The 10,815-nt window shown below is 69.1% G+C and carries 12 protein-coding genes; 8 read left to right on the plus strand and 4 right to left on the minus strand.

Going from position 1 to position 10,815, the window contains the following annotated elements; genetic code table 11:
• Positions 1–46: 46 nt before the first annotated feature.
• Positions 47–1,261 (plus strand): FAD-dependent monooxygenase, encoded by a 1,215-nt coding sequence (locus ACIA8G_RS41975; RefSeq protein ID WP_396424399.1) that lies wholly within the window; start codon positions 47–49, stop codon positions 1,259–1,261.
• Between the two features lie 21 nt (positions 1,262–1,282).
• Here ACIA8G_RS41975 and ACIA8G_RS41980 read toward each other — a convergent pair whose 3' ends face one another.
• A complete protein-coding gene (locus ACIA8G_RS41980) occupies positions 1,283–2,941 on the minus strand; it encodes a M14 family metallopeptidase (RefSeq protein WP_396424400.1) in 1,659 nt (552 codons plus the stop codon).
• Between the two features lie 105 nt (positions 2,942–3,046).
• Between ACIA8G_RS41980 and ACIA8G_RS41985 the strand changes: the two genes are divergently transcribed.
• From ACIA8G_RS41985 to ACIA8G_RS41995, 3 genes are all read left to right on the plus strand, one after another.
• Complete coding sequence (locus ACIA8G_RS41985; protein WP_396424401.1) at positions 3,047–3,769, plus strand: class I SAM-dependent methyltransferase; 723 nt, start codon at positions 3,047–3,049, stop codon at positions 3,767–3,769.
• A gap of 122 nt (positions 3,770–3,891) precedes the next feature.
• Positions 3,892–4,077: a hypothetical protein gene (locus ACIA8G_RS41990; RefSeq protein WP_396424402.1), complete on the plus strand. Its 186-nt coding sequence runs from the start codon at positions 3,892–3,894 to the stop codon at positions 4,075–4,077.
• Positions 4,067–4,651 carry a DinB family protein gene (locus ACIA8G_RS41995; RefSeq protein ID WP_396424403.1) on the plus strand — a complete coding sequence of 195 codons (585 nt, stop codon included), beginning with the start codon at positions 4,067–4,069 and terminating at the stop codon, positions 4,649–4,651. The genes ACIA8G_RS41990 and ACIA8G_RS41995 overlap by 11 nt, the downstream gene beginning before the upstream one ends.
• Positions 4,652–4,689: 38 nt before the next feature.
• On the opposite strand, the gene ACIA8G_RS42000 is transcribed toward ACIA8G_RS41995, so the two are convergent.
• Positions 4,690–5,772, minus strand: coding sequence for an epoxide hydrolase family protein (locus ACIA8G_RS42000; protein ID WP_396424404.1), 1,083 nt, complete (start codon positions 5,770–5,772; stop codon positions 4,690–4,692).
• A 63-nt stretch (positions 5,773–5,835) separates the two neighbouring features.
• Here ACIA8G_RS42000 and ACIA8G_RS42005 point away from each other — a divergent pair, with 63 nt between their 5' ends.
• The 3 genes from ACIA8G_RS42005 to ACIA8G_RS42015 all read left to right on the plus strand — a co-directional run bounded on the left by ACIA8G_RS42005 (position 5,836) and on the right by ACIA8G_RS42015 (position 7,938).
• The gene (locus ACIA8G_RS42005; RefSeq protein ID WP_396424405.1) at positions 5,836–6,762 is read left to right on the plus strand and encodes a helix-turn-helix transcriptional regulator; all 927 of its coding nucleotides are present in this window, start codon (positions 5,836–5,838) and stop codon (positions 6,760–6,762) included.
• A complete protein-coding gene (locus ACIA8G_RS42010) occupies positions 6,755–7,330 on the plus strand; it encodes a pyridoxamine 5'-phosphate oxidase family protein (protein ID WP_396424406.1) in 576 nt (191 codons plus the stop codon). The genes ACIA8G_RS42005 and ACIA8G_RS42010 overlap by 8 nt, the downstream gene beginning before the upstream one ends.
• Before the next feature lie 101 nt (positions 7,331–7,431).
• Complete coding sequence (locus ACIA8G_RS42015; protein WP_396424407.1) at positions 7,432–7,938, plus strand: pyridoxamine 5'-phosphate oxidase family protein; 507 nt, start codon at positions 7,432–7,434, stop codon at positions 7,936–7,938.
• Positions 7,939–7,942: 4 nt separating this feature from the next.
• Here the strand turns inward: ACIA8G_RS42015 and ACIA8G_RS42020 are convergent, their stop codons facing one another.
• Positions 7,943–9,229, minus strand: a complete 1,287-nt coding sequence (locus tag ACIA8G_RS42020) for a M20/M25/M40 family metallo-hydrolase (RefSeq protein ID WP_396424408.1) — start codon at positions 9,227–9,229, stop codon at positions 7,943–7,945.
• Between the two features lie 134 nt (positions 9,230–9,363).
• On the opposite strand from ACIA8G_RS42020, the gene ACIA8G_RS42025 reads away from it, so the two are divergent.
• Entirely contained in the window at positions 9,364–9,876 is a 513-nt protein-coding gene (locus ACIA8G_RS42025; RefSeq protein WP_396424409.1) for an RICIN domain-containing protein, read from the plus strand.
• An 84-nt stretch (positions 9,877–9,960) separates the two neighbouring features.
• Here the strand turns inward: ACIA8G_RS42025 and ACIA8G_RS42030 are convergent, their stop codons facing one another.
• The gene (locus tag ACIA8G_RS42030; protein WP_396424410.1) at positions 9,961–10,788 is read right to left on the minus strand and encodes a M55 family metallopeptidase; all 828 of its coding nucleotides are present in this window, start codon (positions 10,786–10,788) and stop codon (positions 9,961–9,963) included.
• Positions 10,789–10,815 lie beyond the last annotated feature (27 nt).

Here is a 10,815-nt window from a genome sequence, read left to right on the forward strand (position 1 = left end):
ACGCTCGCGCCGGGGACTTACCGACCGTTAAGTAAGGGGATTTGACGTGCGGATTCTGGTGTCAGGGGCGAGCATCGCCGGTCCAGTCCTGGCGTACTGGCTCACCCGGTACGGGCACGAGGTGACCGTGGTGGAGCGGTCGCCGGTGCTGCGCAAGACCGGTGGGCACGCGGTCGACCTGGTCAAACCGGCGATGGACATCTCGGAACGGATGGGCGTGCTGCCGCGCGTCGAGTCGATGGCGACCGGGACCACGCGGCTGTCGTTCGTGCGGGAGGGGACGCGCAAGCCGATCAGCGTCGACGTCACGAAGCTGTACGCGGCGGTCTCGGACCGGCACGTCGAGGTCATGCGCGACGACCTGAGCGAAATCTATTACGACGCCACGCGTGAGGACGTCGAGTACGTGTTCGGCGACTCGATCACGGCCGTCGGCGAGGACGGCGAGGTGACCTTCGAGGTGGGCGCGCCGCAGCGGTTCGACCTGGTGATCGGCGCGGACGGGTTGCATTCGACCGTGCGGCGGCTGGTGTTCGGGGAGGTCGCGAAGAACTTCACCGGCGCGTACCTGGCGGTGCTGTCGGTTCCGCGCGACCTGGGCGTGCCAGGGGCGATGACCGGGCACATCGGCGCCGGCCGCAGCGCCGCGGTGTACGGGGCGCGGCATCTCGACGACGCGCGGGCGGTCTTCCTGTTCCGGTCGCCCGAGCTCACCTACCACCACCGCGACGTCGCGCGGCAGAAGGAACTGCTGCAGGAGGCGTTCGCCGGCCTGCACCCGCGGGTCGACTCGTGGCTCGGGCACCTGGACGGCGATCGGGCGTTCTACTTCGACTCGATCACGCAGCTGCAGGAGGACCGGTGGTCACGTGGGCGGGTGGCGCTGGTCGGGGACGCGGCCTACTGCCCCGGCCCGGCGATCGGGGGAAGCACGTCGCTCGCGGTGGTCGGCGCGTACGTGCTGGCAGGCGAGTTGGCGGCCGGTGACGACTACACGGCGGCGTTCGCGCGCTACGAGAACGAGATGCGGGATCTGGTGCACGCGAGCAGGGTGTTCGCGCTCGGTGTGGCGAAGACGCTGATTCCGGCTACACGACTGGGTGTGTGGGGGCTGACGCGGGGCGCGCAGCTGCTGACGTCGTTGCCGTCGTGGGTGGTGCGGCCGTTGGCCAAGCTCAACTCGAAGGGCGTGCGTCTGCACGACTCGATGCGGGTGAAGGACTACGAACGTCAGGGCGCCGACATGACGCCGGCGCCCTGACTGCTCAACTCTTCAGCTACCTCAGAACTGCAGGCTCCACTTGTCGAGGAACCCGGTGTCCTGGGCGGCGTTGTCGTTGACCCGCAGCTGCCAGCCGCCGTTGGCGACCTCGCTGGAGGCGTTGACGGTGTAGGTGGTGTTGATGTTGTCCGTGCCGCCGCCGGAGCGGTTGTGCAGGGTGTAGACGGTGCCGTCCGGGGCGACCAGGTCCACCTTCAGGTCGCCCTGGTAGGTGTGCTTGATGTCCACGGCGACCTTGAGGGTCGACGGGGCGTTGCCCGCCACCTCGGCCACGGTGATCGGCGAGTTGATCGTGGTGTTGTCACCGATGTTGAAGTTCGTGGCGTTCTCGAAGTACTTGCCGGGGATCGGCGGGGTGCCACCGCAGTACTGGGCTTCCTTGCCGATGGCCTCGTACGGGCAGTCGGCACGTTCCAGCAGCTGCAGCACGGCCTCCTTGTTGCGGGAGGTCTGCGCCGGGATCACCTCGTCGGGCGGGTAGAAACCGCCGCCACCGGAGGCACCGGGGTACATCTCGAAGGTGTAGGCGAAGACGCCCTGCGAGCCCCACAGCCAGTCCGGGATCGTCCCATCGGTGATGTAGAGGTCGCTGGACTGCTCGGGCGTGTAGTTGTTCGTCGCCGCCATCTGCTGACCGATGGTGCGGAACGTGTCGTGCTGGTCCTGGGTCAGGCCCGGCGCGATGTCGTCGTAGGTCCAGCCCCACGGCCACAGGATGAGCTCGCTGTAGGTGTGGAAGTCGATGGCAGCACTGATCTGCTGCTTGCCACCGACGTTGCGGCCGCGCACGAAGTCGGCAACGACCTTGACCTCGGGCGCGGACTCCGCGCTCGGCCCGCGGTAGGTGTCACTGCCGGTGCTGCCCGACGAACCGCCGCAGCAACCCCACTTGTAGTTCCAGTTGCGGTTGAGGTCGGTACCGACGTTGCTGGAACCGGCGTTGGGCTGCCGGTTCTTGCGCCACGACCGGTAGGTACCCGTGGCGATGTCGTACTCGCCGCCGTCGGGGTTGACGTCCGGGATGATCCAGACCTCGCGGGTGTCGAGCAGGCCCTTGATCCGCGCGTCACTCGCGTACTGCGAAGTGAACTGGTTGATCAGGTACAGCGCCATCTCGACGGTGAGGTGCTCACGAGCGTGCTGGTGGTGCGTGAACAGCACCTCCGGCTCGTTCTCGTCGACCCCGACGTTGTCGCTGATCTTGAGCGCGATGATGTCGCGGTTCTCGTACGACTTCCCGATGACCTGCTTGGAGATCAGGTTCGGGTACGCGGCGACGACCTGGTTGATCTCCGCGGTCATCTCGGCGTAGTTGTGGTAGTTCGAGTCCGCGGGCGGGAAGTCGAACGGCCCGACGGCCGAGTTCGCTTCCATCCGCTTGGGCAGCTCGGTGACCTCGAAGCCCTGGGCCCGCAGGCTCTTGACCTCGCTCCCGGTCGCGGTGATCACGACGATGCCGTGCTCCTCGACGGAGTCGATGGCAGCGCCGGACTTCGCGAGCTTGCTGCGCTGGTCAACGGTGCGGACGTCGCTGACCTGGTAGTTCGTCGTTGTTTCCTGGGCACCGGGAGCCGCGCCGGTGGGCACGCCCCCCATCGCGAACACGACGCTCGCGGCCACGGTGACCCCGATCAGGGGTCTGAGATGACTCTTACGCATGCAGGGCAACCCTTTCGCGGACCACGGCAGGACATGGCTGTCCAAGGTGTAGTCCGTGTTAAGGCTCACTGTCATCCCGCCATCCGTAGGTGCTTGGCTGGTGAGATGACTCGTTACGACGCTGTGGAGGCCACCGCGTACCGGGTGGCCCGGGAGATTTCGCTGACTGGGTTGTCGTCGTGGCGTGAGGTGCTGGCGCCTTATCTGTCGACTGTGGGGACGGTGCTGGATCTGGGGGCGGGGACGGGGTTGTTCACCCGCGCGTTCGGGGAGTGGTTCCCCGGTGTGACGGTGGTGGCGGTCGAGCCGTCGTCGTCGATGCGGGAGGCGTCGGGGCTGCCGATGCTGGCCGGCGATGCCGGGTCGATCCCGTTGCCGGACGCGTCGGTGGACGTGGTGTGGATGTCGACGGTGATCCACCACGTGCCGGATCTGGCCGCCGCCGGGGCGGAGTTGCGGCGGGTGCTGCGGCCGGGTGGTGTGGTGGTGTTGCGGTCGTTGTTCCGGGAGCGGCATCAGGGGATCGGGTTGTTCCGGTTCTTCCCGGAGGCGGTGCGGGCGTTGTCGGGGTTCCCGACCGTCGCCGAGGTGGCGTCGGGCATGGGTTTCGAGGTCGAGCGGCTGGAGCCGGTCGCACAGGTGACTGCGTCGTCGTTGGCGGAGAAGGCCGAGACCGTGCGGTGGGAGGCGGACACGCTGCTGCGGTCGTTGTCGGCGGAGGAGTTCGAACGGGGCCGGGCGCTGCTGCTCGAGGCGGCCGCGGTGGAGACCGGGCCGGTGATCGATCATCTGGATCTGGTGGTGCTCAACACTGTCGGTGGTGTTTGAGACGCTGCTTGGGTGGATGAGAAGGCGGCACTGCACGGGCCGGCCGTTCGCGGATCCACCGCAGTGGTCGACCTCGGCCGCCGAACCGGCGGCGGACATGTGCGCCTCGCTCGAGGAGTCGCGTGCAGCGGTGGTGGATCTCCGCCGCGAAGCGGAACGTCACGTTGCGGGTGGTGCTGATGCAGGTGTCGACAGAGCTGCACCTGCCCGCCGGGCACGCCGGCTGGTGGGCCGCGCACCACACCGGCTGGAGGAAATCGCGGTGGCGTCGGCGCGGGTTCTGGAAGGGTGACCGGCATGGCCAGTGATCCGAAAGCCGTCCTGCACCGCTACCTCAAGTCCGCCCGCGAGGCGTTGCTGTGGAAGCTCGACGGTGTGTCCGAGTACGACGCGCGGCGGCCGCTCACCCCCACCGCGACGAACCTGCTGGGACTGGTGAAGCACCTGATCGGCGTCGAGCGGGAGTACTTCGGTGCCTGCCTGGGCCGCCCGTACGGCGAGGACATGCCGTGGGACGTCGAGGCGGACCCGAACGTCGACATGTACGCCACCGCGGACGAGTCCCGTCAGTACATCCTGTCGCTGTACGCGCAGGCGACGGCGTTCGCGGACACCAGCATCGAGGAGCTGCCGCTGGACGCGCCCGGTGTGGTGCCGTGGTGGCCCGAGGAGCGCAAGTACGTGACGTTGCACCTGCTGCTGGTGCACATGATCGCGGAGACGAACCGGCACGCCGGCCACGCGGACATCCTGCGTGAGGGCCTGGACGGGCTGGCGGGGTTGCGGGCGGAGGTGTCGAACCTGCCGGAGCAGGACTGGGACGCCTACCGCGCGCGGGTGGAACTGGCGGCGCGGGAGGCGGCGGACCGGGCTGGGTCATGAAGAAGGTGTGGCCGCCGCAGCGGCCACACCTTCTCGGGCTAGATGCCGGCGAAGTACTTGCGGACGTCGGCGACGTAGAGGTCGGGCACCTCGATGGCCGGGAAGTGGCCGCCGCGGTCGTGTTCGGTCCAGTGCGCGACCTGGTGCTCGGGGTCGAGCAGCGACCGGATGCCGGTGTCGGCGGCGAAGGTCGCGAACCCGGTGGGTGCGGTGGCCGCTCCCCACGCGCCGGGCGAGTTCATGGACTCGTAGATGAACTCCGCCGAGGTGGCGCCGGTGCCGGTGAACCAGTAGATCGACACGGCGGTGAGCAGGGCGTCGCGGTCGACCTCGCTGCACCAGGCCTGGAACTTCTCGAGGATCCAGGCGAGCAGGCCCACGGGTGAGTCGGTGAGCGAGAAGCCGATGGTCCACGGCTTGGTGGACATGAGCTGCAGGTAGCCCAGGCCGGTGGCGACGAAGTCGTTGAACCGCTCGGCGCGCGCGAGGTCGACGCCGGTCAGGTCGTCGGTGGCCAGCGGGCCGGCGAACGGGTGCGCGCTGGGGCCGTTGATGTGCATCGCGGCCACGGCGGGTGTGCGGCGGCTCATCGCGCCCGCGATGCCGGCGCCGACGTCACCGGCCTGGATGCCGTAGCGCTCGTAGCCGAGATCGGACATGAGCTCGGTGAAGGCGGCGGCGGTGCGGGAGATGTCCCAGCCTCCCGCGGCCGGGACCGAGAAACCGAAGCCGGGGATGGACGGGACGACGACGTGGTGGTCGCGCGCCAGGTCGGCGATCACGTCGAGGTACTCGGCGAACGTCGAGGGCCAGCCGTGGATCAGCAGCAGCGGCAGGGCGTCCGCGCGTTCGCTGCGCACGTGCACGTAGTGGATCGGCTGGCCGTCGATCTCGGTCACGAACTGCGGGAAGGCGTTGAGGCGGGCCTCGGCCGCACGCCAGTCGAACCCGTCGGCCCAGTAGGCGACGAGCTCGCGCAGCTCGGTCACGGGCACGCCGCGCCGCCAGCCGCCCGTGCCGGACTGTGTGGGAACGGACTGGGCGGGCCAGCGGGCGGCGTTGAGGCGCTGGCGCAGGTCGGCGAGGTCGCTCTGGGGGATCTCCACGCGAAATGTGGTCATGGCTGCCACGCTAGGAACGATTGCGGAAAGGTGCGTTCCGCAATGGCGGGGAGGATGCGGGACATGCTGGAGACGTCGGCGCGGTTGCTGAAGTTGCTGTCGTTGCTGCAGTCCCCGCGCGACTGGTCGGGCCCGGCGCTGGCCGAACGGCTGGGCGTGACGACCAGGACGGTGCGCAACGACGTCGATCGGCTGCGCAATCTCGGCTATCCGGTGCACGCGACGCCGGGGGTCGCGGGCGGCTACAAGCTGGGTGCGGGGGCGAGCCTGCCGCCGTTGCTGCTCGATGACGACGAGGCGGTCGCGGTCGCCCTGAGCCTGAGCGAGCAGGAGTCGGAGACGGCGCAAAGGGCGCTCACGAAGCTCGAGCAGGTGCTGCCGTCACGGCTGCGGCACCGGGTGAGCACGGTGCAGCAGTACACGGTCGGCACGGCCGCGGAGATCGACCCGGACGTGATGGTCGCGGTGGTCACGGCGTGCCGGGCGCGGGAGCGGCTGCGGTTCGACTACGTGAAGTTCGACGGCGAGCGGGACCGCCGCGAGGTGGAGCCCTATCGGCTGGTGCACGCCAGGGGCCGCTGGTATCTCGTCGCCTGGGACGTCGGCAAGCAGGACTGGCGGACGTTCCGGGCGGACCGGATCGCGCCGCGGATCCCGACCGGGCCGCGGTTCACCGCCAGGGAGATGCCCGAGCTGGAGACCTACCTGGCCAAGGGGCTGGCGACGGCGGCGTGGCGGTTCCGGGCGACCGTGACCGTGCACGCGCCGGCCGACGAGGTCGTGGCGAAGGTGCCCGCGGCGCTGGTCGAGGCGGTCGACGAGCGCACGTGCCGGATGACGGCGGGGTCGGACACGCCGGAGATGCTGGCGGTGTACCTGGGGATGCTGGGGTGCGACTTCGAGGTCGACGGGCCACCGGAGCTGGTTCACCACCTGGGAATCACTGCTGACAGGTTCCGCAAAGCGATCAATACTGCGAGGCATGGGTAAGGAGTACGAGCGCATCGAGCCGCGGCTGCGGGAGTTCATCGACAGCCAGAAGATCTTCTTCGTGGCGACCGCTCCGCTGGCGGGCGACGGTCACGTGAACCTCTCTCCCAAGGGCCGTGCGGGGACGTGGCGCGTGCTCGACGAACACACGGTGGCGTACCTCGACTTCGGCGGCAGTCACGCCGAGACGATCGCGCACCTGCGGGAGAACGGCCGGATCACGTTGATGTGGTGTGCGTTCGACGGGCCACCGAACATCGTGCGGGTGCACGGCCGTGGTGAGCCGGTGTTCCGCGACGACCCGCGTTTCGACGAGTTGGTCGCGGGGTTCGGTGAGGCGGACGGGCCCGCGTTGCGCGCGGTGATCGTGGTGACGGCCGAGCTGGTCAGCGACACCTGCGGGTTCGCGGTGCCGTTCATGGACTACCGGTCGGAGCGGGAGCTGCACGCGGACTACTTCGGCCGCAAGTCCGACGAGGAGTTCCGCGAGTACACCGGCAAGAAGCCGTACAACCTGGCGAGCATCGACGGGCTGCCCGCGGTGCCGCTGCCGTTGCCGCCGCGCTGAGACGACCAGGCGGCGAGAACATCGGGACCGGGGCGATGTCGAGAACGGGGTGACGGCTGCGTCCCAGGGGCAGAACACGCCCACGACTCAGGGAGGCAGTCATGCAGCAGCACGAGATCGCCGAGGTGCTCGACCGGCCGCTGAGCCGTGAGCTGCTGGCGCGTGACCTGGTCCGCCTGGCCTACGTGGCCAAGGACGGCACGCCGCGCGCCATCCCGATCGCGTTCACCTGGAACGGCGAGCAGATCGTCCTGTGCACGACGAAGAACTCCCCGAAGCTGCACTCGTTGCGGGTGAACCCGGCGGTGGCGCTGACGATCGACACCGAGGTGCACCCGCCCAAGATCCTGCTGCTGCGCGGCCGGGCCGAGCTGGACGTCGTGGACGGCATCCCGGAGGAGTTCCTGCAGATGAACGGCTCCTACGAGATGTCGGCGGAGCAGCGGGTCGAGTGGGAGGCCGAGGTCCGCTCGCTCTACGACGGCATGGTCCGGATCGTGGTGACGCCGACGTGGGCGAAGCTGATCGACTTCGAGACGACGCTGCCCAGCGCGGTGCAGGAGCTGGTCGAGCAGCGCACGGCCCGCCAGGAGTCAGCCCACCACTAGCCGGTCAGTTCGACAGGAAGCGGTCCAGGACGCGGACGCCGAACTCCAGGCCCGCGACGGGGACGCGTTCGTCGACGCCGTGGGCCATCGCGCGGTAGTCGAACCCGGCCGGCAGCGACAGCGGCGAGAAGCCGTAGCAGTGGATGCCGAGCTGGCTGAAGGCCTTCGCGTCGGTGCCGCCGCCCAGGCAGTAGGGCACGACGACCGCCGCGGGGTCCTCGTCGCGCAACGCCTCGGCCATCGCCCGGAACCAGGTGGTGTCGGTGGGGGCTTCGACGGGTGGCTGGTGTTCGAGGAACTCGCGGGTGACGCCGTCGCCGAGCAGCGAGTCGATGGTGGTGACGAGTTCGTCGACGGTGCCGGGCAGTGTGCGCACGTCGAGTTGCGCGGTCGCGACGCCGGGGATGACGTTGACCTTGTAGCCGGCCTGCAGCATGGTCGGCGTGGTCGAGCAGCGCACGGTGTTCTCGACCAGCCGGGCCGCGGGCCCGAGGCGGGCGATGGTGCCGTCGACGTCGTCGAGGTCGACCTCGATGCCCAGTGCCTTGCCCGCGCCGACGAGGAACGCCTCCACGGTCGGGGTCAGCCGGACGGGGTGTTCCCAGGCGGCGATGCGCGCCAGTGTGGTGACCAGGGCGGTGACGGCGTTGGTGGGGTTGCGGCGTGAGCCGTGCCCGGCGCGCCCGACGGCGGTGAGCTTCATGTGCGACGTGCCGCGTTCGGCCGTGCCGATCGGGTAGAGCCGGACGCCGTCGACGTCGTAGGAGAAGCCGCCGGACTCGCTGATCGCGGCCTCGACACCGGTGAAGTGCGCGGCGTGGTGGTCGACGAGCCAGTGCGCGCCGTACGCGCCCTGGTCCTCTTCGTCGGCGACGAAGGCCAGCACGATGTCGCGGCGCGGGCGGCGGCCCGCGAGGTGCCAGCGGTTGATCACGGCCAGCGTCATGGCGGCCATGTCCTTCATGTCCACGGCGCCGCGGCCCCAGACGAAGCCGTCGCGGATCTCGCCGGCGAACGGGTCGACGCTCCACTCGGCGGGGTCGGCGGGCACGACGTCCAAATGCGACTGGACGAGCACGGCGGGCAGGGACGGGTCGGTGCCGTGGATGCGCGCGAGGACGTTGGTGCGGCGCGGCGCCGGTTCGAGCAACGTGGGCGGCACGCCGTTGTCGTGCAGGATCGCGGCCACGTGCTCGGCGGCCTCACGTTCGCCAGCCGACTCGCCGCCGCCGCGGTTGGTCGTGTCGAACCGGATCAGCTGCGCGCACAGTTGCGCCACGTCCAGCGTCATAAGGCCACACAGTACGCATCGGTGTGACGTTGTTTTCTCCCGGTCCGCTCATCGGGCCGGGGACTTCCGGTTTCCCCATGATCGACGGCAATGTTGGCGGCGGAGAGGAATTCTCCGATGAACGAGGGGAAAACATGTCCAGAGCGAAGCGATTTGTCCCGCTCATTTCCGCCGCCGGGTTGGCGCTGGCCGCATTGTTCGTCGCGGCACCGGCGAACGCGCAGGCACCGGCGGGGCCCTACTCGGTGGTCAACCGCAACAGCCTGCGGTGCATCGAGGTCAACAACGCGAGCCTCGCCGACGGCGCCGGGGTACTGCAGTGGTCGTGTCACCGCATGAACCACCAGTTGTGGCGGGTCAACGACCTGGGCAACGGCTACGTCCAGCTCCGCGTGGAGCACAGCGACAAGTGCCTGGAGGTCAACAACGCCAGCCAGGCGCCCGCCGCGGGTGTTCTGCAGTGGCCGTGCCACGGCGGCACGCACCAGCAGTGGAAGAGGATCGACCGGGGCAACGGCTACTTCCAGCTCCAGGCCAGGCACAGCACCCAGTGCCTGGAGATCGACCACGCCTACACCTTCAACGGCGCCGGCGCGCTGCAGTGGCCGTGCCACGACGGCCTGCACCAGCAGTGGAGCCTTCGCTGATAAGCAACTGAATTAAGCCTGGGTGTGGCCGCTTCGGTGTAGCGGCCACACCACCCGGCTATTTTGTCTCTATTTGGTCGCTGGTCAGCCGTAAATTCCTTCGATCGCGCCCGCTGCGACGTGGGTGACGATTTTGAACGCTTTCATCGCGTCGGTCATCGACGCGGCGTCGAAGCCGACGCGGCGCACGCCGATCAGGTCCACTGTGGGCACGACGGCCGCGGCCTCTGCCAGGTGCGAGGCGTCGAACTCGACCTCGATGCGATGCGCCGACACCACTCCTTCGGATCGCCCGGCCCGCGCCATCGCCGCGGAGGCCGCCTCTGTGATCTGTGAAAAAGCCACCGCGGGCGGCAGGCACACGGCCGCGTACCGCGACACGCACTCCTTCACCGCCACGAGCCACGCCGACGGCGCGTACGACACGGCGTCGGCGCAGGTGCGGTCGTCACCGGTGACCATCAGCACCGGCACCCCGTACTCGGCGGCCAGCGCCGCGTTCAACCTGCCCTCGGAGGCCGCGACGCCGTCGAGCCACACGCCGGTGATGGAGTTCTCCAGGTAGGTGTGGGCGAGCACGCCTTCCGCGCCCGCACCGGTGTGGTAGCCCAGGAACACCACCCCGTCCACACCGGAGTCGATGCCCTGCATCATCGACAACGGCTTGTGCCGGCCGGTGAGCAGGCGTGCCGAGGTGTGCAGGTCCTCGATCAGGAGGTTGCGCTGCGAGGAGTGCGCCTCGTTGACGATTACCTCTGTTGCGCCGGACGCAACCAAACCTTCGACGCAGGCGTCGACTTCTTCGGTGAACAGGCGCCGGAAGCGTTGCCACCCCTCGGTGCCGGGAACGACGTCCCCGGTCCAGGTGACTCCGGTGACGCCTTCCATGTCCGCCGAGATCAAGATCCGCATTCTGAGTAACGTAGCGGCGGGCCAACT

It is taken from the genome of Lentzea sp. NPDC051213 (genome assembly GCF_044455585.1).
GTDB lineage: Bacteria > Actinomycetota > Actinomycetes > Mycobacteriales > Pseudonocardiaceae > Lentzea.

Coding starts and splice junctions, on each gene's coding strand:
- ACIA8G_RS41980 (WP_396424400.1), bottom strand. CDS start 2,941: ATGCGTAAGAGTCATCTCAGACCCCTGATCGGGGTCACCGTGGCCGCG.
- ACIA8G_RS42005 (WP_396424405.1), top strand. CDS start 5,836: ATGCTGGAGACGTCGGCGCGGTTGCTGAAGTTGCTGTCGTTGCTGCAG.
- ACIA8G_RS42030 (WP_396424410.1), bottom strand. CDS start 10,788: ATGCGGATCTTGATCTCGGCGGACATGGAAGGCGTCACCGGAGTCACC.
- ACIA8G_RS42000 (WP_396424404.1), bottom strand. CDS start 5,772: ATGACCACATTTCGCGTGGAGATCCCCCAGAGCGACCTCGCCGACCTG.
- ACIA8G_RS41985 (WP_396424401.1), top strand. CDS start 3,047: ATGACTCGTTACGACGCTGTGGAGGCCACCGCGTACCGGGTGGCCCGG.
- ACIA8G_RS42020 (WP_396424408.1), bottom strand. CDS start 9,229: ATGACGCTGGACGTGGCGCAACTGTGCGCGCAGCTGATCCGGTTCGAC.
- ACIA8G_RS41995 (WP_396424403.1), top strand. CDS start 4,067: ATGGCCAGTGATCCGAAAGCCGTCCTGCACCGCTACCTCAAGTCCGCC.
- ACIA8G_RS42010 (WP_396424406.1), top strand. CDS start 6,755: ATGGGTAAGGAGTACGAGCGCATCGAGCCGCGGCTGCGGGAGTTCATC.
- ACIA8G_RS42015 (WP_396424407.1), top strand. CDS start 7,432: ATGCAGCAGCACGAGATCGCCGAGGTGCTCGACCGGCCGCTGAGCCGT.
- ACIA8G_RS42025 (WP_396424409.1), top strand. CDS start 9,364: ATGTCCAGAGCGAAGCGATTTGTCCCGCTCATTTCCGCCGCCGGGTTG.